This is a genomic window from Variovorax paradoxus, from assembly GCF_030811855.1.
Lineage (GTDB): Bacteria > Pseudomonadota > Gammaproteobacteria > Burkholderiales > Burkholderiaceae_C > Variovorax > Variovorax paradoxus_L.
The window spans coordinates 112,244-135,532 of sequence record NZ_JAUSRN010000014.1; the positions used below are offsets into that span (position 1 = coordinate 112,244).

Here is a 23,289-nt window from a genome sequence, read left to right on the forward strand (position 1 = left end):
GATCGGATCAGCTGAAGAGGCGGCGCGCCAACGGCGAGCCGGCGGCCAGGTCGCGCGACTCGAGTGTGTCGTAAAGCTGCTCGAGGTCGGCGCCGATGGCATCCATGGTCTCCTCGCGCAGCAGTTGCCCGTCACTGTCAGTCACCACGCCGTCCATCTCGCGCGCCAGCGTGGCGGCGGCCTCGCGCATGCGGCGGAACGGCTCCTCGGTGCGATCGACCTGCGGCACGTCCAGGCTCAGGCTGAGTTCGCGGATGGCCGATTGCGCGGGATCGTCGGCCAGCGCAGCTTGGGTGTCGAATGAAAGTCCGAGGATCGGCGGCAGCCCGGCTTCGCTGGTGGGCAGCACCATGCGGCCGGGGATGATGCCCGCTACGAAACCCAGCCGGGCCGCGTTCTGCTGCACGTAGCCGGGGCTCCAGGCCGCATGGAGTGCGCGCAGCACAAAGCCCAGCTGCGCATCGTGCGCGCTGGCGAACTGGTCGAGTTCGCGGGCGCGCGCCACTTCGTCGAGCATCTCGGGAAACTCCAGCGCGCCGTTGACGGCGTCCGCAAAGGCCTGCGCCTTGACCACGAATTCGGAATACTCGATCTCGTTGAGCGCGCCGGTGCGGTTGGCCAGTTGCACGCCGACCTGGAACGCGCTGTAGCGCTGGCCGGGCACGGGCGGCTCCCACTGGCCGGTGTGCTCGTTCAGGCCTTCGATGGCCACGGGCTTGCTGCCCGCGCGGCGCGTGGAGGGCATGGCCGCAATCGCCGCGTCGCCCGAGGCAAGCCCGTCCAGCGACACCGGTGCGATCACGTCGATGAGCGGATCGAGCCCGCCACGCCGCTCGGCGGTTGGAACCGGAGTGGCGCCAGGCGCGGGCAGATCGGGATCGAACAGCGGTTCGTGGCGCTCATGGCCCGGCACCTGATGCGGATCGACGTGCAGCATCGGCTCCACGCCGCCGGCCGATGAAGAAGTCCGCTCGGCGTCGGGCGACAGGTCGAGGTCCATCGCATCGGGCTGCCGCGGCGCGTTGCGGCGCGAGGTCACTGTGTTGAAGGCAACGACGGCCGCGAGAACGAGACCGCCGAGGATGGCCAGGGCGAGAGTGAGATTGCTCATGCGTGCTGCTCGGCTTAAGCAGCTTCGACCATCGATGCGGCCGCTTCCATGTCGACCGCGACGATGCGCGAGACGCCCTGCTCCTGCATGGTGACGCCGATCAGCTGTTCGGCCATTTCCATGGCAATCTTGTTGTGACTGATGAAGAGGAACTGAGTTTCGCGGCTCATGGCGGTCACGAGTTTGGCATAGCGTTCGGTGTTCGCGTCATCCAGCGGCGCGTCCACTTCGTCGAGCAGGCAGAAAGGCGCCGGGTTGAGTTGGAAAATCGCGAACACCAGCGCGATGGCCGTGAGTGCTTTTTCCCCGCCCGAAAGCAAGTGAATGGTCTGGTTCTTCTTGCCCGGCGGCTGCGCCAGCACCTGCACGCCGGCATCCAGGATTTCATCGCCTGTCATCACCAGCCGCGCATTGCCGCCTCCGAAAAGCTCAGGGAACATGCGGCTGAAGTGCTCGTTGACGATCTTGAAGGTGCCGCCGAGCAGTTCGCGCGTTTCGCCGTCGATCTTGCGGATGGCGTCTTCGAGCGTGCCAATGGCTTCGTTCAGGTCGGCCGACTGCGCATCGAGAAAAGTCTTGCGCTCGCTCGCCACGGCAAGCTCGTCGAGCGCCGCCAGGTTCACCGCACCGAGTGCGACCACTTCGCGGTTCAAGCGGTCGATTTCGCCCTGCAGGCCCGCGAGGCGCACCTTGTCGGTTTCGATCGACAGCGCAACCGCTTCGAGGTCGGCACCGGCATCGTCGAGCAGCTGCTGGTACTGCTCGACGCCCAGCCGCGCAGCCTGTTCCTTGAGCTGGAATTCGGTGATGCGCTGTCGTAGCGGATCGAGTTCGCGCTCGAGCTGCAGCCGGCGTTCGTCGCTGGCGCGCAGCTTCATCGTGAGGTCGTCGTACTGGCTGCGCGCGGCACCCAGAGCGGCTTCGCGCTCGAGCTTCAGGGCCAACGCATCCTGCAGGCCGGCCTGGGCCGCCGCATCCGACAGGCGGCCGAGTTCGGCCCGAGCACGCTCGTCTTCGTCGGTGAGGGCGACCACCTGCTGCGATGCGGTCTCGATCGCGCGGTTCAGTTCGCCGCGGCGCGCTTCGAGCGTGCGCTGCGAGAAGGTGGCTTCCTGCGCCTGCCGTTCGAGGCTGCGGTGCTGCTCGCGGCTCGCGGTCAGTGCGCGGCCGGCTTCGATCACGCGTTCGTCGAGTTCCGCATGGCGCTCCTGGCTGTCGGCAAGCTGCATGTCAAGCTCTTCGAAGCGGCCTTCGGCGGCCATGCGCTTTTCCTGCAGCTCTTCCAACTGCGCGTCGACTTCGGCAAGGTCTGTGGCCAGTTGCTCGCTGCGCGCGCGGGTCTGTTCGGCCAGCTGCGTCATGCGCAGCGTTTCCACCTGCAGCTCGTGCGCGCGGGACTGCGTTTCTGCCGCTTCACGGCGCGCAGCGACAAGGCGCTGCGCGGCTTCGGCATAGGCGGCTTCTGCGCGGATCAAAGCGGTGCGCGCTTCTTCGCTGATGAGGGTCTGCGCGCGCAATTGGCGCTCCAGATTTTCCATTTCCTGCTGGCGCGCCAGCAGGCCGGCCTGTTCGGAATCGGGAGCGTAGAAGTTCACGCTGTGCGAGAACACGGCGTGGCCGCTCTGCACGTAAATGACTTCGCCCGGCTTCAGCGTGGCGCGCTGCGCAAGCGCCTCTTCGAAGTTCTGCGCCGTGTAGCAGCCATGGAGCCAGTCCGTCATCAGGGCCTGCAAGCCCGCGTCGTTCAGCCGCAGCAGGCTCGACAGGCGAGGCAGCGTGCCGCCGTCTTCCGATACGCCGGCAGCCGGCGGGCTGTAGAAGGCCAGCTTGGCAGGCGGCGCGTCGTTACCGAAGGCACGCACCATATCGAGCCGGCTGACTTCGAGCGCGCCCAGGCGCTCGCGCAGCGCCGCTTCAAGGGCGTTCTCCCAGCCTTGTTCGATGTGAATGCGGCTCCAGAGGCCCTGCATGCCTTCGAGCCCGTGTTTGGCCAGCCATGGGGCCAGCTTGCCATCGGTCTTGACCTTTTCCTGCAGGGCGCGCAGCGCTTCGAGCCGTGCCGAAAGCTCGGCATGGCGAGCGCTTTCGGTGTTGACGGCCTGCTGCTTCGTACGGCGGTCGTCGTCGAGCTGCGGCACCGATTCCTGCAGTTCATGCAGGCGGGCGTCGGCTTCGCTCGCAGCTTCTTGCGCGGCGGCATGCTCTTCCTGCATCGCCTGCAAGCGGGCTTCGTCGGGCGCGGCCAGCGCATTCTGGTCGGCACGCAGGCGTTCGCTGCGCTGCGTGAGCTGCCGGCTCTGGTCTTCGATGTTGCGCTGATCGGCGGCCAGCACCTGGATCTGCTGCTGGACCTGGCCGACGGCGGCGCGTTGCGTGTTGGCTTCGTTCTGGGCCCGCTGCACGGCTTCCTCGAGCTCGGGCATGCGCGCGTCGTGCTCTTCGAGCTGCGCGGCCAGCAGCACGGCCTGCTCCTCGGCGTCAACGCCTTGGCCGGCCAGGGTTTCGATTTCTGCCTCAGCCTCTTCGCGGCGACGGCCCCACTGGCCCATCTGCTCGCGCAGTTGGACGAGCCGTTGCTCCACGCGCTGGCGGCCTTCGACCACGAAGCGGATTTCGCCTTCGAGGCGTCCGACTTCGGCGCTGGCCTCGTAGAGCTTGCCCTGCGCCTGGTTGACCTGGTCGCCGGCCGCGTAGTGGGCCTGGCGCACGGTTTCGAGCTCGGCCTCGATGCGGCGCAGGTCGGCGGTGCGCGACTCGAGGTCGTTGATTGCCTTTTCGGACTCGGCCTTGATCTTGGCCTGGTCGGCATCGCTTTCGCTGCGTTTCAGGAACCACAGCTGATGCTGTTTCTTGGTGGCTTCGCCCTGCAGCGTGTTGTAGCGCGCGGCCACCTCCGCCTGCTTCTCGAGCTTTTCGAGATTGGCGTTCAGTTCACGAAGAATGTCTTCGACGCGCGTGAGGTTCTCGCGCGTGTCGCCCAGGCGGTTCTCGGTTTCACGCCGGCGCTCTTTGTACTTGGAGACGCCCGCCGCTTCTTCGAGGAACAGGCGCAGTTCCTCGGGCTTGGATTCGATGATCCGGCTGATCGTGCCCTGCCCGATGATGGCGTAGGCGCGCGGGCCGAGGCCGGTGCCCAGGAACACATCCTGCACGTCGCGGCGGCGCACCGGCTGGTTGTTGATGTAGTAGCTGCTGGTGCCGTCGCGCGTGAGCACGCGCCGCACCGCAATTTCGCCGAACTGGTTCCATTGGCCGCCGGCGCGATGGTCAGCGTTGTCGAACACCAGCTCCACGCTCGAACGGCTGGCCTGCTTGCGCGTGGTCGTGCCGTTGAAGATCACGTCCTGCATCGACTCGCCGCGCAGCTCCGACGCGCGCGACTCGCCCAGCACCCAGCGCACCGCATCCATGATGTTCGACTTGCCGCAACCATTGGGCCCGACGACGCCGACCAATTGGCCTGGCAGCAGGAAGTTGGTGGGTTCGGCGAACGACTTGAAGCCCGAAAGCTTGATGGAATTAAGACGCACGACTTGTCGGCCTGCCTTGGCGTAGCGCCAAGGTATTGATTTGTAAGGAAAATTGCACGGGCCCGCCGCTCGAAGCAGGCCGCCGCCCCAGCCGTGGATGATAACGTCAGGGCATGAGCGATTCTCTGGTTTCATCACCCTTCGCCGCGCGCCGCGGCTGCTTGCTGGCTGGCGCTGCCGCGCTGCTGGGCTTGGGCGGCTGCGCGGCGGTGCGTTCCACCGACCGCGCCGAGCCCTATGGCAATCAGGAATGGCTGCAATCCAGCGCCAACCGAATTGCCAACCTGTCCTTGCGCGACAACCTGCAATCGATCCGGCGCGTGCAGACCACGCTGTACCGGCGCAACCCGCGCGAATGGCGCAAATCTGCGGCCAGCGTCGAGGCCGCCACGCAGCGCGCGTGGGACGCGGTGCTTACAGGCCCCGCCCTGCCTGAGCTGCGCGGCGCCACCGGCATCGATGCCATCCGCATGGCTTTCGACACCGGGCCGCAGGGTTACCAAGGCGACCGGGTCGCGGCGCTGGTCGTCGGCTGGGCCACCATGCTCAAGCAGGCCAACGGGGACACCTGGGACCAGACCATGCTCGACGGCGTCAATGCCGAGAACAGCTACCGCGCGGCGCGCAACTTCGAAATATCGCTGTGGCTGATCTCGTCCAAGACCGGCCTCGACGGCCAGCCCCTGCTGCTGGCCACAGAGATCAGCGAGCGCGGCCGCAACCTCGTGGCCGACCGCGAGTTGTCCAAGGTGGTGGCTCGGCTCGACCTGCTGGCCGCCCAGGCTGATGAGAAATACCGGCGCGCCGCCCTTGATTTCGGGCAGAACTGGATCATGGGCGTGGTCATGCCGTTCTTGACGCTGGTCCCCAGATAGACCCAAAGTCCATCCAGGAAATATATTTCCGAAATTGTTCTTTGCGGTAATATCTTTCCGTGACCAAGCAGGAACTCATCACAGCCCTCGCCGCGCGGCGCGATGCCGCGGGCGTGACCCATGCGGAAATTGCCCAGCGCTCCGGCCTCACCGAGCGCTCGGTACGCAATGCGCTGAGCCTGAAGGGCAACCCGCAGCTGTCGTCGCTGCTGGCGCTCGTCGATGCCCTCGGACTTGAGCTGCAGCTGGCGCCCAAGGGCTTTGGCCAGAGTGCGAGCACCGATGCTGATTACCACCCGGTCGTCACCCGCGTGGGCCATGCCGTTGCTCAGGCGCCCTCCCCGCCGTATGTCACCAAGCGCCGCTCGCCGTGAACGTCAAGATCCTGGAGATATCGCTCGGCACACGGCGCTTTGGCAAGCTTTTTCAGTATGCCGACCTGTGCCGGTTCGTGGCGGAGCCGGACCTGGTCGCCGCACCTCCGGCAGAGGTGCTTTCGCTGTCGATGGTTGCAAGCGATGCCGCCACGCAGGCGGCGCTTTGGGCCGACGTGAAGAATCCGCTGTTCAACGCGCAAGGCGGCCAGCTGCCGCGCTTCTTCCAGAACCTTCTGCCCGAAGGCGTGCTGCGCAGCCATATCGCGCAATTGCGCGGCTGCCGCGAGAACGATCACTTCGAGCTCCTCGCGGCCTGCGGCGGCGACCTGCCCGGTGCGGTGAGCGCAAAGCCCGTTGCAGTTGACCGCCCGACGCTGCAGCGGCTCATCACGCAGGACCAGGACGCGCTCGAGATGTCGGTCGTCGAACTGCCCATGCCGCAAGGTATCTCGGTGTCGGGCGTGCAGCCCAAGCTTGGCCTGCGCCGCCAGGGCGGCCGCTACGTGGTGCGCACCCGGGCCGGTGCGAGCACGCGCGTGATCGCCAAGCTGCCCGTGGCCGGACGCCCCCACATGCCGCAGCTGGAAATGCTGTCGCTTCAATTGGCGGGCGCGGCCAGTGTCGAAGTCTGCCATGCCGAGCTGGCACCGCTCTCGGCCATTGCGGCCGAACACAGCTACGCATTGCCCGACGAGCCCGACTTTCTGGCCGTCACGCGTTTCGACCGGGAAGGTGCGCGCCGCATTCATTTCGAGGATTTTGCGCAGGTGCTCGCGGTCGACCCGATGCACAAGTACAGCGCCAGCTATCTCGACATGGCGCTTGCGATGCAGGCCTTCCCGTCGCTGGGCGAAGGTGCCGTGCTCGAACTAATGCGGCGCCTTGCGGTGAACGATCTGCTCGGCAACCCCGACGCACACTTGAAGAACTTTGGCGTGCTCTATCCAGATGGCATCGCGCCGCGGCTGGCGCCGGCCTACGACATCGTGGCGTATGCCGCGCTCCAGGGTGTCGACGGCCACGCGCTCCCTCTTCTGCCCGCAGCGCCCGCCGGTGCCGCCACCAAACGCACGGCCCTGTTCACGCCCGCCAACGTGCGCGCCTTCTGCTTCTCGGCGGGGCTGCACGAGCCGCTGGTCCGGCGCGTCATTGCCGACACGGCGCGTCTCGCGCGCAGCCAATGGCCGCCGATGATCGAGGCATCGACGCTGCCTGCCGCATGGAAAAAACGGCTGCAGCAGCGCTTGCAGGCACATCCCTTGCTGCAAGGCTTGGCAAGGCGCGGCAAATAGAAGAGAGAAAAAGCGCCCCCTAGAATGAATCAGCCCTTCACTCCTCAACCCCTTCGAAGCAGCAGCAACTCATGAGCTCCATCAATTTCATCGGCGGCGAAAAAGGCGGGGTCGGCAAGTCGGTCACCGCGCGCGTGCTGGCGCAGTACTTCATCGATCACAGCAAGCCTTTCATCGGCTTCGACACCGACCGTTCGCACAGCTCGTTCACGCGCTTCTACGAAGGCTTTGCGTCGCCCATCGTGGTCGACAGCTTCGAGGGACTCGACACCGTGGTGAACGGCTTCGAGACCAATCCGCAGCAAAGCGTGATCGTCGACCTTGCCGCCCAGACGCTGGCACCGTTGTCGCGCTGGATCAAGGAATCCGATCTGTTCGACGTGTTCGACGAACTCGGCGTGGCCGTCAATTTCTGGCATGTGTTGGACGACGGCAAGGACTCCACCGACCTGCTCGGCGCGCTGATCGACACCTTCGGCAATCGGCCCAACTACATCGTGGTGCAGAACTACGGCCGCGGCAGCGACTTCGGCATGCTGCTGGCGTCGCAGTCGCTCTCCAAAGCGACGGCGAACGGCGCCCGCGTGATCACACTGCCGCGCCTGCACGAGGCGAGCATGCGCAAGATCGACGCACAGAACACCAGTTTCTGGAAGGCCGTGAACGACCGCGAAGGGGCGCATGCGCTCGGCCTGCTGGAGCGCCAGCGCGTGAAGTCCTGGCTGGCGACCGCTTACGCGGCCTTTGACACCCTGCCTCTGTAGCCGGCGTGTTGGGGGCGCAGCGGCCCCCAAAGCTTCGCCGGCTTAGCGCGCCGGGCGACGGCGAAAAAGCAGCACCAGCAGCATCGTCGCAAGAACGGCGAAGGCAACGAACGACCAGTTCGCCAGCGTCAGGCCGAACAGCGACCAGTCGACCTTCGAGCAGTCGCCGCCGCCGCGAAAGATCATCGGCAGCGCCCGCTTGAGCGGGAAGGTCTCGATCATTCCGTACAGGTCGCGTCCGCACGAGACGACCTCGGGCGGATTCCACTGGAGCCAGCTTTGCGAGGCTGCCGTGTAGGCGCCGCCAATGGCAGCCAGCAGCGCCAGCCCACCGCCAGTGGCCTGCAGGCCACGGCTGCGGAACACGCCGGCCAGGCCGGTGAAGAGTGCCACCAGCACCAGTGCATAGCGCTGCACGATGCACATCGGGCAAGGCTCCAGGCCCACCACATGCTGCAGATAGAGCCCGAAGGCCAGCATCAGGACGCAGGCCAGGCAGATCAGCCCGTAGGCGCGGCGCGGCGCGCCGAAATACCAATCGATCAAGGGGAAACCCAATCTTCTTCGACGAACACCCTGGCCTTGCGCGGCGTGGCGACGACGGTGTCACCCTCTTGCAAACCCAGTTCCCGGAACTGTTGCGCAGGGAGTTGCGCCTCGATGATGGTTCCGGAGCCCGGATTATCTGGATTCGTTTCGGTGGGCTCAAGTTCCAGACGCGCGATCGGGCCGACCACGATGGCCCGCGACAAGGTAGCCACGATGCCGGTCGCCCCGGCGGTGTAGCGCTCCACGGTGAGGTCGTGCGGGCGCACATAGGCCATGGCCTTGGCGTCGCGCGCACCGCTGTGCTCCGGCGAGTCGAGGCGCATGCCGTCCAGTTGCACCGCGCCGTTGTCGGCCCGGCCATGGAACAGGTTCACGTCGCCCAAAAAGCCGTAGACGAACGGACTTGCGGGCTGATCCCACACTTCTTGCGGGGACCCGACCTGCTCGATGCGGCCCTTGTTGATGACCACCACGCGATCGGCCACTTCGAGTGCTTCCTCCTGGTCGTGCGTGACGAATATCGAGGTGACGTGCAGTTCGTCGTGCAGCCGGCGCAGCCAGCGGCGCAGCTCCTTGCGCACTTTGGCGTCGAGCGCGCCAAAGGGCTCGTCGAGCAGCAGCACCTTGGGCTCCACCGCCAGCGCACGCGCCAGCGCAATGCGCTGCCGCTGGCCGCCGGAGAGCTGCGACGGGTAGCGGTCGGCCAGCCAGTCGAGCTGTACCAGCTTGAGCAGGTCGGTCACCTTCTGCTTGATCTGCGCGTCGCTCGGGCGCTCCTTGCGCGGCTTGACGCGCAGCCCGAAGGCCACGTTTTCGAACACCGTCATGTGGCGGAACAGCGCGTAGTGCTGGAACACGAAGCCGACCTGGCGTTCGCGCACGTGCACGTCGGTGGTGTCTTCGCCCGCAAAAAGAATACTGCCGGTGTCGGCCGTTTCCAGCCCCGCGATGATGCGCAGCAGCGTGGTCTTGCCGCAGCCCGAGGGGCCGAGCAGCGCGACGAGCTCGCCCGACTCGACGTCGAGGTTCACGTTGTTCAACGCCCGGAAATCGCCGAACTGCTTGCTGATGTTGCGGATTTCGATGCTCATGGAATCTCTTCCTCTGCCTTCTTCTGATTACTCCCTCTCCCCTTGGGGAGAGGGTCGGGGTGAGGGTTCTCCCCTCACCGCGGGACTTTTCAAGCTTGCGTGGGACGTTCCGGCGGCAGCTCGGCGATGGCTTTCATTTCACGCTCATGGCGCCACTCGATGACCGACTTGATCACCAGCGTGACCAGGGCCAGGATGGCGAGCAGCGAGGCCACGGCAAACGCCGCAACCGACTGGTATTCGTTGTAGAGCACTTCCACGTGCAGCGGCATGGTGTTGGTCTGCCCGCGGATGTGGCCCGACACCACCGACACCGCGCCGAACTCGCCCATGGCGCGCGCGTTGCAAAGAATCACGCCGTACAAGAGGCCCCACTTGATGTTGGGCAGCGTCACGCGCCAGAAGGTCTGCCAGCCAGTTGCGCCCAGCACGATGGCGGCCTGCTCCTCGTCGGTGCCCTGCGCCTGCATCAGCGGAACCAGTTCGCGCGCGATGAACGGGAAGGTGACGAACACGGTCGCCAGCACGATGCCTGGCACGGCGAAAATGATCTTGATGTCGTGCGCGGCAAGCCACGGACCGAACCAGCCCTGCGCGCCGAACACCAGCACGTAGATCAGGCCCGCCACCACCGGCGACACCGCGAACGGGAGGTCGACCAGCGTGGTGAGGAAAGCCTTGCCGCGGAACTCGAACTTGGCAATGGCCCAGGCCGCGGCAACGCCGAACACGAGGTTCAGCGGCACCGCGATGGCGGCCGTGATCAGCGTGAGGCGAATCGCGCTCCAGGCGTCGGGCTCTTGCAATGCTTCAAGGTAGGCGCCCACGCCCTTGCGCAAGGCCTCGGTTGCCACGGCCGCAAGCGGCAGCACCAGGAACAGGAACATGAACACGAGAGCAACGCCGATCAGCAGCCAGCGAACCCACGCCGATTCGGTGGTGCCGGCCTGCGCGCGGCGGATGATTTTGGAAGGGGCACTCATGTCATGCTCCCGCGCGGCGGCGCTGCCAGGCTTGCAGGCCGTTAATGACGAGCAGGAGGATGAATGAAATCACCAGCATCACGAGCGCGACTGCGGTGGCGCCGGCGAAGTCGTATTGCTCCAGCTTGCCGATGATGATGAGCGGCGTGATCTCCGAAATCATCGGCATGTTGCCGGCAATGAAGATCACCGAGCCGTACTCGCCAATGGCCCGCGCGAAAGCCATCGCAAAGCCCGTGAGCAGCGCGGGCGCGATCGACGGGAAGATCACTTTCGTGAAGGTCTGAAGGCGCGTTGCACCGAGCGAGGTGGCGGCTTCTTCAAGCTCCTTTTCGGCGTCTTCGAGCACCGGCTGCACCGTGCGCACCACGAAGGGCAGCCCGATGAAGATCAGCGCAATCACGATACCGGCCGGCGTGAACGCCAGCTTGATGCCATGCGGCTCGAGCAGTTGTCCGATCCAGCCGTTGCCCGCGAGCAGCGCGGTCAGCGAGATGCCAGCCACGGCTGTGGGCAAGGCGAACGGCAGGTCCACCAATGCATCGACGATGCGCTTGCCCGGAAACTTGTAGCGCACCAGCACCCAGGCCACGAGCAGCCCGAATACGGCATTCACCAGCGCCGCGATCAGCGAGGCACCGAATGTGAGCCGGTACGAAGCCATCACGCGAGGCGAGGTCACGGCAACCCAGAATTGCTCCCAGCTCAGCGTGAAGGTCTTGAAGACCAGCGCCGACAGCGGGATCAGCACGATCAGGCAGAGATAGAAAATCGAAAAGCCGAGCGTGATGTGAAAGCCTGGCAGCACCCGCCTGGCGCCCCCCGCTCGATTATTCACACGTGAAAGCGGCGCTCCCGCTGACGGGAGCGCCGAAGAAACAGCGCCGCTCATTTACTTGCCGCCAGGCGTGTAGAGCTTGTCGAACTGGCCGCCGTCGTTGAAGTGCACCTTTTGTGCATCGCCGAGGCTGCCGAAGAGTTCCTGCACCGTAAAGAGCTGCAGCGGCCTGAAAGTGGCGGCATGCTTCTTGAGCACGGCCGGCGAGCGCGGGCGCAGCGCATGCTTGGCCGCAATTTCCTGCGCTTCTTCGGAGTAGAGCCAGTCGAGATAAGCCTTGGCCAACTCGCCGGTGCCCTTCTTCTTGGTCGTACGCTCGACCACGGCCACCGGGTTCTCGGCCACGATGCTGATCGACGGGTAGACCGAATCGACCTTGCCCGAGCCGAACTCGCGGTCGATCGACACCACTTCGGATTCGAAGGTGATCAGCGCATCGCCGATGTTGCGTTGCAGGAAGGCGGTGGTCGCGTCGCGGCCGCCGCGCGCCAGCACCGGCACGTTCTTGAACAGCTTGCCGACGAACTCGGCCGCTTGCGCGTCGGTGCCGCCCTTCTTCTTCACGTAGCCCCAGGCCGCAAGGTAGGCGTAGCGCCCGTTGCCGCCGGTCTTGGGGTTGACGATCACGACCTGCACGCCCGGCTTGACCAGGTCTTCCCAGTCCTTGATGCCCTTGGGGTTGCCGTTGCGCACCAGGAACAGCATGGTCGATGTGGTCGGCGATGCGTTCTCGGGGAACTGCTTGTTCCAGTCCTTCGCGACCACGCCGGTGTTGGCAAGAAAGTCGATGTCGGTCGAGGTGTTCATGGTCACCACGTCGGCATCGAGGCCGTCGGCTACGGCACGCGCCTGGGCGCTGGAGCCGCCATGCGACTGGTCGATCTTCACGTCCTTGCCGGTGGTCTTCTTGTAGTGGGCCACGAACGCCGCGTTGTAGTCCTTGTAGAACTCGCGCGCCACATCGTACGAGGCGTTCAGCAGCGTGCTGCCTTGGGCGAAGGCGCTGCTGCCTGCGAATGCGGAAGACGCCAACGCGAGCACGGCGACGAAGGTCTTGAGTCTGGAAGTCATGAGGTTGCCAAGGTTTCTGAAAATTCACCGCCCGCCGGCCAGGCGGCGGGCTCGTCGGTCAAGGATTGGAGCAAGGCCAGGCCGAGCGGCCAGTCCCCATGCCCCGAATCGATGTTGATATGCCCCGCATTCTGCATGCGGACAAACTCACTGCCCCAGGCGCGGGAATACGCGCCGGCCAGGCGGACCGGGCAATACGGGTCGTTGCTGCTCGCCACCACGATGCTGCGGTAGGGCAAGGCCGCATACGGCACGGGGGCGAAGTCGGACAGCACGGCGCGGCGCTCGGGGTCGGCCGGTGCCACCAGAAGCGCCCCGCGGATGCGCGCGGCAGCCTCTGCCGGCAGGTGTGCAGTGGCAATGCAGCCCAGGCTGTGGGCGGCAATTACCACCGGGCCGGGGCTCTCGAGCACCAGCTTGGCCAGCGTGGCCACCCAGGCCTCGCGCTTGGGCGAGGCCCAGTCGTCCTGCACCACCCGCGCCGCGCCCGGAATGCGCTCTTCCCACAGGCTCTGCCAATGGCCGGGCCCGGAGTCGCGCCAACCGGGCACGATGATCACGGAAGTCTGCATGGAGCCGCTGCCCTGCCCGCTTACTTGTTGGGCTGCGGCGTGATGCGCAGGTAAGGCTTCACGGCCTTGAAGCCCTTCGGAAAGCGCTCGGCGAGTTCGGCCGGATCCTGGATGCTCGGGATGATGACCACGTCGTCGCCGTCCTTCCAGTTCACCGGCGTGGCGACCTTGTGGCTGTCGGTGAGCTGCAGCGAATCGATCACGCGCAGGATCTCGTCGAAGTTGCGGCCGGTCGATGCCGGGTAGGTGATGGTCGCGCGGATCACTTTCTTCGGATCGATGATGAACACGCTGCGCACCGTGGCGGTTGCCGAAGCATTCGGGTGGATTAGGTCGTACAGGTCGGCCACCTTGCGATCGTGGTCCGCAATGATCGGGAAGTTCACGGTGGTGTTCTGCGTCTCGTTGATGTCGCCGATCCACTCTTTGTGCTTGGTGGCCGGATCGACGCTCAGCGCGATGGGCTTCACGCCGCGCTTGGCAAATTCGCCGGACAGCGCAGCGGTCTTGCCCAACTCGGTAGTGCACACTGGCGTGAAATCGGCCGGGTGCGAGAAGAAAACAACCCACGAATCGCCGGCCCACTGATAGAAGTCGAGAGACCCTTCGCTCGAATCCTGGGTGAAATTGGGGGCTGTGTCGCCGAGTCGCAGGGTCGCCATGGTCGGTCCTTGAAATAGATGGGACCTGGGATTGTGCGAAGGGCTGCTTCAATGCCAAACGAATATCTACTTGTTTGGTTATGGCGTTTTTCGCATAAGGGCGGCCGTCCCGCATTATTTGGCCGACGCTAGTACATGCCTGATTCACTCCCATGCAGGTGCTCAGCCAGGAAATCGATCAAACGCCGCACCGCCGGCACCAGGGCTCGCCGCGCCGGAAAAACCATGTGTGCAATGACCGGCGCTGGTCCCCAGTCGGGCAGCACCCTCGCGAGTCGGCCGGCTTCCACGTCCTGGCGGCACATGTAGCCGGGAAGCAGGGTTGCGCCTGCGCCCTCGAGCACGGCCAGCTGCAGCGTCGCCAGATCGTCCGCCACATAGCGCGGCGCATGCACGTGCACGTGGATCTCGCCGTTGGGACCTTCGAGCCGCCACTCGCTGCGCCCCTCGCTGTTGGCCGACATCGCGGCGGTCTGCAGCCGCACGAGGTCCGCAGGCGTGTTGACCGGCCCCTGGCGCGCGAGCAAGTCCGGCCTGATCACCAGTACCGCGCGGCTCGTCCCCAGAACCTTGGCCACAAGCGTTGTGCTGTCCTCGATGGCTGGACGCACGCGCAGGGCGATGTCGATTCCCTCTTCGATGAGGTCGACCGGCCTGTTCATGACCCGAAGGTCGACACGAACGGCGGGGTAACGCTCCATGAATTGGGGGAGCAGCCGGCCAAGCCCGCTGTGGGCGATGGAAATGGGGCAGCTCAGCCGGACCGTGCCGCTGGGCTCCGTCTGCACCTGTGCGACCGCTTCGGCCGCCGCCTGCGCCGCATCGCGCATGGCGGCCGAGTGGCGCAGGTAGATCTCCCCGGCGGGCGTGAGCGACAGGCGCCGCGTGCTGCGCTGCATCAGTTGCACGCCGAGCCGCTCCTCCAGATCCGCCACCCGCCGCGAGAGGCGTGATTTGGGAATGCCGAGCGCTCGGCTCGCAGCGGCAAAGCCGCCGCGCTCTGCCACTTCGGCGAAGAAAACCATGTCGTTGAGGTCTTGCATGGCGCTTATTGTCCTGCAAATGGAACGATGAAGCGATATTTTGCCTACTTATCAATCACTCGCATCAAAAATAGAATTCTCACATCGCCGGCCACTTTTGAGCGCCGACTCACCAAACGAAAGTGATTGACCATGAAGCTGCTCCATATCGACTCCAGCATCCTGAGTGCCCATTCGACCTCGCGCCTCCTCACGGCAGAGATCGTGGCGGCCTGGAAAGCCGCACATCCCGATACCGCCTTCGAGTATCTCGACCTCGCGACCGACGCCCCGTCGCACTTCGGCCCTGACGCCCTCGGCATCAAGACCGGCGTGCAGGCCGAGCCGACCGAAGCCCAGCAGCGCGAAAACGCCCTGTCAGAAAAGCTCGTGAGCCAGTTCCTCGCCTCCGACGTCATCGTGGTGGGTGCACCGCTGTACAACTTCTCGGTGCCGACCCAGCTCAAGGCCTGGATCGACCGCCTCGCCCAAGTCGGCCGTACCTTCAAGTACACCGAGAAGGGGCCCGTCGGCCTGGCCGGTGGCAAGACCGTGATCGTGGCCTCCACCCGCGGCGGCATCTACTCGACCACCGAAGGCGGACAGGCCGCGGAACACCAGGAGAGCTACCTGAAGGTGGTCTTCGGCTTCTTCGGCATCACCGACGTGCGCTTCGTGCGCGCAGAAGGCCTCGCCATGGGTGATGCACCCAAGGCCGCCGCGGTGGCCGGAGCGCGTGCCGAGATCCTGGTGGCAACGGCCGAAGCCGCCAACCAGAAGAACGTGGCCCAGGCTGCCTGAGCCCGGGTTGCGCGCAAAGGAAAGCCGCCCTCGAGGCGGCTTTTTCACGTCAGGTGGTGCCGATGGCAGGTTCCATCAGAGCGCCGAGTGGCGCTTGATCCACGCGACGTACTTGTCCATCCATCCCTGCAGGAACTTCTTCGTGCCTTCGTTGCCGATGTGGCCGCGATCGTCGAAAAAGCCCTCCTTGAATTGCAGGAAAATTTCGGGCGAGCCCATCGTCGGAACGTCGAGGTAAGCCAACACGTTGCGCAGATGCTGCTGCGCCATCGCAGTGCCGGTGGCGCCCACCGAAATGCCCACGACCGCCGCAGGCTTGCCCGCCCAAGCGCTTTGCCCATAGGGGCGCGACGCGTGGTCGATGGCGTTCTTCATCAGGCCGGGAATCGAGCGGTTGTATTCGGGCGTGACGAACAACAAACCCTGCGCCGCGGCGATCTCGGTCTTGAGCCGCTTCACCGAGGGTGCCTGGTTGCCGTCGTCGTCCTGGTTGTACAGCGGCAGATCGTCGATGCGCAGATGTTCGAACGTGAAGTCCGAAGGCGCAAGGTGTGCCAGCGCGACGGCCAGCTTCTGGTTGTATGAATCCTTGCGAAGGCTGCCAACGATCACGGCAATTCGGGTCTGGCTCATGAATGAAGCTCCTTGAGTGAATGAGTGAATGAGTGAAAGACGAGGTGGCGAAAACCATTATGCGAAGCACCCATGGCCTTTTCCAGAAAAGCTCTTCGCTTCGGGTCCGCCTTTTCGGCACGCGATGCAGGCTTGCGAAATCGCGGGCATCATCGCCCGGGTTCTTTCGACTGAGGAGCGAATCGCAATGAGATTTCTCGTGGTGGGTGCCGGCGCACTCGGTGGTTATTTTGGTGGCCGACTGCTCGAGGCGGGACGCGACGTGACCTTTCTGCTGCGCCCGCGGCGCGCGGCACAGATCGCGAAAAGCGGACTGGTGGTGCAAAGCCCCTTCGGCAACCTGCAACTGCCCTCGCCGCCGCACGTGATGGCCGAAGACATCGAGGCGCCGTTCGACGTAATCGTCGTCGGAAGCAAGGCCTACGACCTCGACTCGACCATGGATTCGTTCGCGCCGGCAGTCGGCCCGCAAACGGTCATTCTTCCCCTGCTGAACGGCATGAAGCACATCGATCGCCTGGTCGAGCGATTCGGCGACGAGCGCGTGCTGGGTGGCCTTTGCATGATCTCCGCCACGTTGGACGACGAAGGCCGCGTGCTGCACCTCAACGACATGCACGGCCTGAGTTTCGGCGAGCGCGCGGGTGGCCGATCTCCGCGGATCGATGCCATCGAAGCGCAGTTCGCCGGAGCCAAATTCGACGCGACCGCAAGCGATACCATCCTGCAGGACATGTGGGAGAAGTGGGTCTTCATTGCCTCCGCGGCGGGCCTCACGAGCTTGATGCGTGCGTCCATCGGCGACATCGTGGCGGCCGGCGGCGAGGACGTAGCGCTTTCGATCTTCGACGAATGCTGCGCCATTGCCGCGCACAACGGCTTCGTGCCGCGCCCGACGGCCATCGAGCGCGGCCGCAAGATGATGACCGCGCCGGGCTCGCCGATGACGGCTTCCATGTACAAGGACATCGTGCGCAGCGCCCCGGTCGAAGCCGATCACATCATCGGCGACCTTTTGAATCGCGCTGCGCGTGCTTCACCGACGCCTTCGGTGCTGCGCACGGCCTACGTCCACCTCAAGGCCTACGAAGCTCGGCGGGCTCGCGAGGCCGCCTGAGTTCGGTGCTCGCCAGTCCGGAACCGGCGTGGCCCCATGCGGTAGCCACGCTGCGCGCATCGCGCTTGGCGTAGGCAGCGTAGGCCGTGAGCCGCCCTACTCCGACTTGAGGATCGTCTCGCCCTTCAATGCACCCATGTCGCGGATGTTGAAGCGGTGTCGCTTCCACCCCTCCCACGTGCGGCGCATGTGGGTGATCGAGATGAAGTAGTAAAGAAACTTGAACATGCCGAGCGCGCGCCACATCGGCGTGCCACGGTAGATGTCGCCCGCGAGCAGCGACATCAAGCCTTCCTTCACGCGGAACGGGTTGCCCGGGTGCATGAACATGTCACGGATCGTGGGGTTGGTCACGCGGTAGATGAACCACGAATACTCTCGCGGTCCCTTGCGCATCATCGCTTCAAAGTCCTTGCGCGCAGGCGCCAGCTCGGTGGGCTTGTCGAGCGCTGTGGCCACCAGCTGGGCGCCGTCGAAGGCGCTGTGCATGGCAAGGTACACGCCCGACGAGAACATCGGGTCGATGAAGGTGAACGCGTCGCCCAGCATCAAGTAGCGGTCGCCCGTGGCGTGGGTACTCGAGTACGAGAAATTACCGGTGGCGTGCACCGCATCGTCGACCAGCGTGGCGTTCTTGAGCCGATCCACCAGCACCGGGCACAGCCCGATGGTGTCGTAGAAAAAGTCTTTGAGCGGCTTGTCGCGCGTCTTCAGGTAATAGGGCCAGCAGACTGCGCCCACGCTGGTGGTGCCGTCGGCCAGCGGAATGAACCAGAACCACCCGTGCGGGAACCAGCAGATGCTGATGTTGCCCTCCTTCTTGCCTTCAAGACGTTCGGCGTTGGTGAAGTGGCCGAACAGCGCGGTGCTGTTGTGATCGGGGTTCTTTTCCTTGCAGCGGAATTTGTTGGCCAGGAGTGTGTCGCGCCCGGTGGCATCCACCACGAAGCGGGCGCGCCAGCTGCGCTTGGCGCCGTCGTCCATTTCGGCCTGCACCGTGGCGCCGTCGGCATCGAAGCCCACGTCGCGCACCTTGCAGCCTTCGATCGTCTGCGCGCCGCGCGTGGCGGCGTTGCGGAACAACAGCTCGTCGAGTTCCGAGCGCCGCACCTGCCAGGCGGAGTCGAGCGACTTGTCCCACCCTTCGGCAAAGTCCACGTAGCTGCGGTGCTCATGCTCCGGCGAGACAAACTCGATGCCGAACTTGGGCATGCCGATCTTCTCGACCTGGTCGCGCACGCCCAGTTTGTCGAAAAGCTCGACGTTGGCCGGCAGCAGCGACTCGCCGATATGAAATCTCGGGTGGTGCGCCTTTTCGAGCAGCACCACCTTTCGGCCCTGCTGCGCCAGCAGCGCAGAGATCGTGGAGCCCGCGGGGCCGCCGCCGATCACGAGCACATCGCACGATTCGTCGGCGGACAGGGGTATGGAAGAAGCGGAGGAAGTGGCTTGAGGCAAGGACATGCGGGTGCAAGCAACATTGTTAACAACGGCCAAGCATAGCGCGGACGGCGCTGCCCGGGCCTTCGGCCCACCCTTTATGGCGCGTTGCCCTTCGGCGCGTTCTGCAGGCTGGCCTGCGTCACGCTCGCGCCCGCGGGCACGTCGTCGGTGATCCACACATTGCCGCCGATGACCGCGCCCTTGCCCAGCGTCACGCGGCCGAGGATGGTGGCGCCGGCATAGATCACCACGTCGTCCTCCACCACCGGATGCCTCGGCAGCCCCTTCTGCAAGTTGCCTTCGGCATCGGTCGGAAAGCGCTTGGCGCCCAGTGTCACGGCCTGGTACAGGCGCACGCGCTTGCCGATGACCGCGGTTTCGCCGATCACCACGCCCGTGCCGTGATCCATGAAGAAACCCGCATCGATCTGCGCGCCAGGATGGATGTCGATGCCGGTCTGGCCGTGCGCGAGCTCGGCCACGATGCGCGCCAGGAGCGGCAGGCCGAGTTCGTAGAGCCGGTGGGCAAAGCGGTGGTGAATCATCGCGAGCACGCCGGGGTAGCACAGCAGCACCTCGTCCACGCTGCGTGCGGCTGGATCGCCTTGGTAGGCTGCAAGCACGTCGCTGTCCAGCAGCCGGCGCAGACCCGGCAGTGCACTCGCGAACTGGCGGACCGCCTCGGTTGCCGCCTGGTCAATCTCGCTCTCGGGACGCGGCTGGTGGCGCGCATTGAAGTTGAGTTCCAGCCGCGCCTGCACCTGCAGCGACTCCAGGGCCGTATGCAGCGTATGGCCGACGTAGAAATCTTCACTCTCGTGGCGCAGCTCGGGCGGCCCGAGCCGCATGGGAAAGAGCGCGCCCTTGAGCAGCTCCACGATCTGCGCCAGGGCTTCGCGCGAAGGAAACTCGCGCGCGCCGGGCTCGCGCGAACGGCGCTGCGAATCGCGCCACTCGTTGCGCGCATCATGCAGCGCGCGGACGATGTCGCTCACTTCGAAGTTGACCATGGTGTTCTCTCCGGGGCGTTGTAGCCGACACTGTAGAAGCCCGCGGCACATGTGCCAAGAACGGAAAACCCGACTGCGAAACGAAAAAAACCCGGCGCCAACACGGCACCGGGTTGTTCGCGAGCTCCAGGGTCCGTCAGAGCTTCGCGATCGAAACCTCCGTTGACTTCACGAGCGCGACCACGTCGGAGCCCACCTTGAGCTGCAGTTCGTCGACCGAGCGCGTGGTGATGACCGAGGTCACGATACCCCAGGCGGTTTCGACATCGACTTCGGAGACGACGTCACCGCGGATGATTTCGCGGACTTTGCCCTTGAACTGGTTGCGGACGTTGATGGCTTGAATGGACATGATGTTCTCTTTCGGGTTGAAGGAAGGATGGTTCGAACGGAGTGAGCGGAAGTGGAAGCGGCGCCGATCACCCGGCTGCCGCGGCCAGCGCCTGATCGAGATCGGCAATCAGGTCGTCGATGTGCTCGATGCCGACCGACAGGCGCACGGTGTCTTCTGTGACGCCGGCTCGGGCCAATTCCTCGGGCGAGAGCTGCCTGTGCGTGGTGGAGGCCGGGTGCGTGGCCAGCGAGCGCACGTCGCCGATGTTCACGAGCCGCGTGAAGAGCTTCAGCGCATCGAGAAACTTCGCCCCGCCCTCACGGCCGCTCCCGATGCCGAAGGTCAGCACGCCGCTGGACTTGCCTCCGAAGTACTTCTTCGCAAGGGCATGGTCGGGATGGTCTTCGAGCGCCGCATAGTTGACCCAGTTCACGGCCTTGTGTGTCTTCAGGTGCTGCGCCACCGACAGCGCGTTGCTGCTGATGCGGTCCATGCGCAGCGCCAGCGTCTCGATGCCCTGCAGGATCAGGAAGGCGTTGAACGGCGAGATGGCCGCACCCGTGTTGCGCAGCGGCACCACGCGCGCGCGGCCGATGTAGGCGGCCGGGCCCAGCGCCTCGGTGTAGACGACGCCGTGGTAGCTCACGTCGGGCTCGTTCAGGCGCTTGAAACGCTGCTTGTGCTCGGCCCACGGAAACTTGCCCGAATCGACGATGGCGCCGCCAATGCTGGTGCCATGGCCGCCCAGATACTTGGTGAGCGAGTGCACCACGATGTCTGCGCCATGCTCGATGGGCCGGCTCAGGTAGGGCGAAGGCACGGTGTTGTCCACGATCAGCGGCACGCCATGGCGGTGCGCAATCTCGGCGATAGCCGCGATATCGGTCACGTTGCCAGCCGGGTTGCCCAGCGATTCGACGAACACCGCCTTGGTCTTTTCGTCGAAGAGCTTCTCGAAGCTCTTCGGATCCCGATGGTCCGCAAAGCGCGTGGTGATGCCGAACTGCGGCAGCGTGTGCGCAAACAGGTTGTAGGTGCCGCCATAGAGCGCGGTGCTGCTTACGATGTTGTCGCCCGCCTCCGCAATGGTCTGGATCGCATAGGTCACTGCCGCCTGGCCCGAGGCCAGCGCCAGCGCCGCGATGCCGCCTTCGAGCGCGGCCACGCGCTGCTCGAGCACGTCCTGCGTCGGGTTGTTGATGCGGGTGTAGATGTTGCCCGGCACCTTCAGGTCGAACAGGTCGGCGCCGTGCTGGGCGCTGTCGAACGCATAGGCCACCGTTTGATAGATGGGCGGCGCCACTGCGCGCGTGGTCGGTTCGGGCGCGTAGCCGGCATGCACCGACAGGGTTTCGAATTTCCAGTTTTGCGACATTCAACTGCCTCTCTGTTTTTGTGGATGAACGAGTTCAGATCGCCCAGCGCAGCGTGTGCGCGGACGGTTGCAGCCAGCTTGCGTCCGTCTCGGCGGCCTCTGCGTCCCCAGCCTTCTGCAGCACACGGTCGAGAATGCGTTTCTCGATCGCCGCAAAAGCCGGATCGCCCTGCGAGCGCGGCCTGGCAAGCGCGATGTTCTCGTCCAGCGCGATGCGGCCGTCCTCGATCAGGATCACCCGGTCCGCCAGCGCCACGGCCTCCTGCACGTCATGCGTCACCAGCAGCGCGGTGAAGCGGTGGCGCAGCCAAAGGTTTTCGATGAGCCGATGCATCTCGATGCGGGTCAGCGCGTCGAGCGCACCCAGCGGCTCGTCGAGCAGCAGCAGGCGAGGGTGATGCACCAATGCGCGGGCGAGCGACACCCGCTGGCGCTGCCCGCCCGACAGCCGCGCCGGCCATTCGTTCTCGCGGTCGGCCAGGCCCACCTGCGCCAGCACTTCCTTGCCGCGCGCCTTGGCGTCGCCGGGCAAACCGAGCGTCACGTTGTCGAGCACGCGGCGCCAGGGCAAGAGGCGCGCTTCCTGGAACATGATCCGGGTGTCGTCGTGCAGGCCGTCGATCGCCTTGCCGTCGGTGTAGAGGCCGCCGGAGGTGGCCTTCTCGAGTCCGGCGATGAGCCGCAGCAGCGTGCTCTTGCCGCAGCCGCTGCGCCCGACGATGGCAATGAACTGCCCCGGCTCGATGCCGAGCTGCGTGTTGCGCAGCACCTCGCGCTCGCCATAGCGCTTGTGCAGCCCGCGGGCTTCGAGGCGAACGCCGCCGGCAATCGCGGGTTGCTGGATGTCTTTCAGAACGGCACTCATGATGATTTAAGGCTCGGTTGGAAAAGCGCCACGTCGAGCGCGTTGATCTTTCTGGGCAACAGTTTTTCCGCGAAGAAGGCATCGGCGATGCGCTGTTGTTCGGCGAGTGCTTCGGCGAGAACCGGGCGTACCGCATAGCTGCGGCGCGCATTGGCCTGTTCGATCGTCGCGGCGTCCAGTCCCCACACGGGCGACAGCAACGCAGCCGCTTCCTTGGGGTTCTGCTTGACCCATCTGCCGGTTTTCTCGAGCTCGGCATACACCACGCGCAGCACGTCCGGCCGCGCTTTCGCGAACCGCGTGCCGGCAAGGTAGTAGCGCTGGTACGAGGCAATGCCCGTACCGTCGGCCAGCACGCGCACCTTCGCCTGGCGCTGCGCCGCGGCAAGGAACGGATCCCACACCACCCAGGCATCAATGGCACCGCGCTCGAAGGCAGCGCGGCCGTCGGCCGGTGTCAGGTAGGCAGGCTCGATGTCCTTGAAGGACAGGCCGGATTTCTCCAGTGCCGCGATCAGCAGGTAATGCGCGCCGGCCGCCTTGGCGAAACCGATCTTCTTTCCCTTCAGGTCGGCAACCGACTTGAGCGGTGAGTCCTCGCGCACGAGGATGGCCTGCGCGGCGGGAGATGGCGCCTCTTGCGCAACGAAGGTCAGGTCGGCCCCGGCAGCCTGAGCAAATACCGGCACGGTGTCGGCCACGTCGGCGCTGATGTCCAGGTTGTCGAGGTTCAGCGCCTCGAGCAGCGGCAGCCCACTCGTGAACTCATGCCAGCTCAGCGTGGTGTTAAGCGGGGCCAGTTGCTTCTCGAGCGTGCCTTGCACCTTGAGCACCGCGATCAGCGTCGAGGACTTCTGGTAGCCGAGCCGCACGGTGGCGGGCCGCGCCGTCGCGCCTTGTGCCAGCACCGCACCGGCACCCAATGCACCCAAGGCTCCGATGGCCGTGCGGCGAGTGATCAAAGAGGTAGTCAT

The 23,289-nt window shown here is 65.3% G+C and carries 23 protein-coding genes; 6 read left to right on the plus strand and 17 right to left on the minus strand.

Annotated elements, in window-relative coordinates; genetic code table 11:
- Positions 1-7: 7 nt before the first annotated feature.
- Both J2X92_RS23280 and smc read right to left on the minus strand, forming a co-directional pair.
- Positions 8-1,111 (minus strand): cell division protein ZipA C-terminal FtsZ-binding domain-containing protein, encoded by a 1,104-nt coding sequence (locus J2X92_RS23280; protein WP_307579176.1) that lies wholly within the window; start codon positions 1,109-1,111, stop codon positions 8-10.
- Between the two features lie 14 nt (positions 1,112-1,125).
- A complete protein-coding gene (gene smc / locus J2X92_RS23285) occupies positions 1,126-4,641 on the minus strand; it encodes a chromosome segregation protein SMC (protein WP_307579178.1) in 3,516 nt (1,171 codons plus the stop codon).
- A 113-nt stretch (positions 4,642-4,754) separates the two neighbouring features.
- Between smc and J2X92_RS23290 the strand changes: the two genes are divergently transcribed.
- The 4 genes from J2X92_RS23290 to J2X92_RS23305 all read left to right on the plus strand — a co-directional run bounded on the left by J2X92_RS23290 (position 4,755) and on the right by J2X92_RS23305 (position 7,949).
- Positions 4,755-5,516, plus strand: coding sequence for a hypothetical protein (locus J2X92_RS23290; RefSeq protein ID WP_307579180.1), 762 nt, complete (start codon positions 4,755-4,757; stop codon positions 5,514-5,516).
- 59 nt (positions 5,517-5,575) lie between these two features.
- Positions 5,576-5,890, plus strand: coding sequence for a helix-turn-helix domain-containing protein (locus J2X92_RS23295; RefSeq protein WP_307579182.1), 315 nt, complete (start codon positions 5,576-5,578; stop codon positions 5,888-5,890).
- The gene (locus J2X92_RS23300; RefSeq protein ID WP_307579184.1) at positions 5,887-7,185 is read left to right on the plus strand and encodes a type II toxin-antitoxin system HipA family toxin; all 1,299 of its coding nucleotides are present in this window, start codon (positions 5,887-5,889) and stop codon (positions 7,183-7,185) included. The genes J2X92_RS23295 and J2X92_RS23300 overlap by 4 nt, the downstream gene beginning before the upstream one ends.
- A gap of 71 nt (positions 7,186-7,256) precedes the next feature.
- Positions 7,257-7,949, plus strand: coding sequence for a mobilization protein (locus tag J2X92_RS23305; RefSeq protein ID WP_093019354.1), 693 nt, complete (start codon positions 7,257-7,259; stop codon positions 7,947-7,949).
- A gap of 42 nt (positions 7,950-7,991) precedes the next feature.
- Here the strand turns inward: J2X92_RS23305 and J2X92_RS23310 are convergent, their stop codons facing one another.
- The 8 genes from J2X92_RS23310 to J2X92_RS23345 all read right to left on the minus strand — a co-directional run bounded on the left by J2X92_RS23310 (position 7,992) and on the right by J2X92_RS23345 (position 14,758).
- Entirely contained in the window at positions 7,992-8,495 is a 504-nt protein-coding gene (locus J2X92_RS23310; RefSeq protein ID WP_307579187.1) for a disulfide bond formation protein B, read from the minus strand.
- Complete coding sequence (locus J2X92_RS23315) at positions 8,492-9,589, minus strand: sulfate/molybdate ABC transporter ATP-binding protein (RefSeq protein ID WP_093019350.1); 1,098 nt, start codon at positions 9,587-9,589, stop codon at positions 8,492-8,494. The genes J2X92_RS23310 and J2X92_RS23315 overlap by 4 nt, the downstream gene beginning before the upstream one ends.
- An 89-nt stretch (positions 9,590-9,678) precedes the next feature.
- Positions 9,679-10,572 carry a sulfate ABC transporter permease subunit CysW gene (gene cysW / locus J2X92_RS23320; RefSeq protein ID WP_307579190.1) on the minus strand — a complete coding sequence of 298 codons (894 nt, stop codon included), beginning with the start codon at positions 10,570-10,572 and terminating at the stop codon, positions 9,679-9,681.
- Between the two features lies 1 nt (position 10,573).
- Positions 10,574-11,464: a sulfate ABC transporter permease subunit CysT gene (gene cysT / locus J2X92_RS23325; protein WP_307579192.1), complete on the minus strand. Its 891-nt coding sequence runs from the start codon at positions 11,462-11,464 to the stop codon at positions 10,574-10,576.
- Positions 11,465-12,481: a sulfate ABC transporter substrate-binding protein gene (locus tag J2X92_RS23330; protein WP_307579194.1), complete on the minus strand. Its 1,017-nt coding sequence runs from the start codon at positions 12,479-12,481 to the stop codon at positions 11,465-11,467.
- Complete coding sequence (locus J2X92_RS23335; protein ID WP_307579196.1) at positions 12,478-13,053, minus strand: RBBP9/YdeN family alpha/beta hydrolase; 576 nt, start codon at positions 13,051-13,053, stop codon at positions 12,478-12,480. The genes J2X92_RS23330 and J2X92_RS23335 overlap by 4 nt, the downstream gene beginning before the upstream one ends.
- Positions 13,054-13,073: 20 nt before the next feature.
- Positions 13,074-13,715: a peroxiredoxin gene (locus J2X92_RS23340; RefSeq protein WP_307579198.1), complete on the minus strand. Its 642-nt coding sequence runs from the start codon at positions 13,713-13,715 to the stop codon at positions 13,074-13,076.
- A 128-nt stretch (positions 13,716-13,843) separates the two neighbouring features.
- Entirely contained in the window at positions 13,844-14,758 is a 915-nt protein-coding gene (locus J2X92_RS23345) for a LysR family transcriptional regulator (protein WP_307579200.1), read from the minus strand.
- Positions 14,759-14,890: 132 nt separating this feature from the next.
- Here J2X92_RS23345 and J2X92_RS23350 point away from each other — a divergent pair, with 132 nt between their 5' ends.
- Entirely contained in the window at positions 14,891-15,538 is a 648-nt protein-coding gene (locus tag J2X92_RS23350; RefSeq protein WP_307579202.1) for an FMN-dependent NADH-azoreductase, read from the plus strand.
- 75 nt (positions 15,539-15,613) lie between these two features.
- Here J2X92_RS23350 and J2X92_RS23355 read toward each other — a convergent pair whose 3' ends face one another.
- Positions 15,614-16,171 (minus strand): NADPH-dependent FMN reductase, encoded by a 558-nt coding sequence (locus tag J2X92_RS23355; RefSeq protein ID WP_307579205.1) that lies wholly within the window; start codon positions 16,169-16,171, stop codon positions 15,614-15,616.
- A gap of 187 nt (positions 16,172-16,358) precedes the next feature.
- Here J2X92_RS23355 and panE point away from each other — a divergent pair, with 187 nt between their 5' ends.
- Positions 16,359-17,288 carry a 2-dehydropantoate 2-reductase gene (panE, locus tag J2X92_RS23360; protein ID WP_307579207.1) on the plus strand — a complete coding sequence of 310 codons (930 nt, stop codon included), beginning with the start codon at positions 16,359-16,361 and terminating at the stop codon, positions 17,286-17,288.
- 96 nt (positions 17,289-17,384) lie between these two features.
- On the opposite strand, the gene J2X92_RS23365 is transcribed toward panE, so the two are convergent.
- From J2X92_RS23365 to J2X92_RS23390, 6 genes are all read right to left on the minus strand, one after another.
- Positions 17,385-18,752: an NAD(P)/FAD-dependent oxidoreductase gene (locus J2X92_RS23365; protein WP_307579209.1), complete on the minus strand. Its 1,368-nt coding sequence runs from the start codon at positions 18,750-18,752 to the stop codon at positions 17,385-17,387.
- A gap of 74 nt (positions 18,753-18,826) precedes the next feature.
- A complete protein-coding gene (epsC, locus tag J2X92_RS23370; protein WP_307579211.1) occupies positions 18,827-19,741 on the minus strand; it encodes a serine O-acetyltransferase EpsC in 915 nt (304 codons plus the stop codon).
- Between the two features lie 136 nt (positions 19,742-19,877).
- The gene (locus J2X92_RS23375) at positions 19,878-20,093 is read right to left on the minus strand and encodes a TOBE domain-containing protein (RefSeq protein ID WP_007829250.1); all 216 of its coding nucleotides are present in this window, start codon (positions 20,091-20,093) and stop codon (positions 19,878-19,880) included.
- Between the two features lie 67 nt (positions 20,094-20,160).
- A complete protein-coding gene (locus J2X92_RS23380) occupies positions 20,161-21,450 on the minus strand; it encodes an O-acetylhomoserine aminocarboxypropyltransferase/cysteine synthase family protein (RefSeq protein WP_307579213.1) in 1,290 nt (429 codons plus the stop codon).
- 34 nt (positions 21,451-21,484) lie between these two features.
- Positions 21,485-22,315 (minus strand): ATP-binding cassette domain-containing protein, encoded by an 831-nt coding sequence (locus J2X92_RS23385; protein WP_307579214.1) that lies wholly within the window; start codon positions 22,313-22,315, stop codon positions 21,485-21,487.
- On the minus strand, positions 22,312-23,289 hold the full coding sequence (locus tag J2X92_RS23390) for an aliphatic sulfonate ABC transporter substrate-binding protein (RefSeq protein ID WP_307579216.1): 978 nt from the start codon (positions 23,287-23,289) through the stop codon (positions 22,312-22,314). Before J2X92_RS23390 ends, J2X92_RS23385 begins: the two co-directional genes overlap by 4 nt.

Excerpts from the sequence above, each read along its gene's own strand:
- J2X92_RS23375 (WP_007829250.1), bottom strand. The coding sequence starts at position 20,093 with ATGTCCATTCAAGCCATCAACGTCCGCAACCAGTTCAAGGGCAAAGTC.
- J2X92_RS23350 (WP_307579202.1), top strand. The coding sequence starts at position 14,891 with ATGAAGCTGCTCCATATCGACTCCAGCATCCTGAGTGCCCATTCGACC.
- J2X92_RS23305 (WP_093019354.1), top strand. The coding sequence starts at position 7,257 with ATGAGCTCCATCAATTTCATCGGCGGCGAAAAAGGCGGGGTCGGCAAG.
- J2X92_RS23390 (WP_307579216.1), bottom strand. The coding sequence starts at position 23,289 with ATGACTACCTCTTTGATCACTCGCCGCACGGCCATCGGAGCCTTGGGT.
- J2X92_RS23315 (WP_093019350.1), bottom strand. The coding sequence starts at position 9,589 with ATGAGCATCGAAATCCGCAACATCAGCAAGCAGTTCGGCGATTTCCGG.
- cysT (WP_307579192.1), bottom strand. The coding sequence starts at position 11,464 with ATGAGCGGCGCTGTTTCTTCGGCGCTCCCGTCAGCGGGAGCGCCGCTT.
- J2X92_RS23365 (WP_307579209.1), bottom strand. The coding sequence starts at position 18,752 with ATGTCCTTGCCTCAAGCCACTTCCTCCGCTTCTTCCATACCCCTGTCC.
- panE (WP_307579207.1), top strand. The coding sequence starts at position 16,359 with ATGAGATTTCTCGTGGTGGGTGCCGGCGCACTCGGTGGTTATTTTGGT.
- cysW (WP_307579190.1), bottom strand. The coding sequence starts at position 10,572 with ATGAGTGCCCCTTCCAAAATCATCCGCCGCGCGCAGGCCGGCACCACC.
- J2X92_RS23345 (WP_307579200.1), bottom strand. The coding sequence starts at position 14,758 with ATGCAAGACCTCAACGACATGGTTTTCTTCGCCGAAGTGGCAGAGCGC.
- epsC (WP_307579211.1), bottom strand. The coding sequence starts at position 19,741 with ATGGTCAACTTCGAAGTGAGCGACATCGTCCGCGCGCTGCATGATGCG.
- J2X92_RS23340 (WP_307579198.1), bottom strand. The coding sequence starts at position 13,715 with ATGGCGACCCTGCGACTCGGCGACACAGCCCCCAATTTCACCCAGGAT.
- J2X92_RS23335 (WP_307579196.1), bottom strand. The coding sequence starts at position 13,053 with ATGCAGACTTCCGTGATCATCGTGCCCGGTTGGCGCGACTCCGGGCCC.
- J2X92_RS23330 (WP_307579194.1), bottom strand. The coding sequence starts at position 12,481 with ATGACTTCCAGACTCAAGACCTTCGTCGCCGTGCTCGCGTTGGCGTCT.
- J2X92_RS23385 (WP_307579214.1), bottom strand. The coding sequence starts at position 22,315 with ATGAGTGCCGTTCTGAAAGACATCCAGCAACCCGCGATTGCCGGCGGC.
- J2X92_RS23290 (WP_307579180.1), top strand. The coding sequence starts at position 4,755 with ATGAGCGATTCTCTGGTTTCATCACCCTTCGCCGCGCGCCGCGGCTGC.
- J2X92_RS23280 (WP_307579176.1), bottom strand. The coding sequence starts at position 1,111 with ATGAGCAATCTCACTCTCGCCCTGGCCATCCTCGGCGGTCTCGTTCTC.
- J2X92_RS23355 (WP_307579205.1), bottom strand. The coding sequence starts at position 16,171 with ATGAGCCAGACCCGAATTGCCGTGATCGTTGGCAGCCTTCGCAAGGAT.
- J2X92_RS23380 (WP_307579213.1), bottom strand. The coding sequence starts at position 21,450 with ATGTCGCAAAACTGGAAATTCGAAACCCTGTCGGTGCATGCCGGCTAC.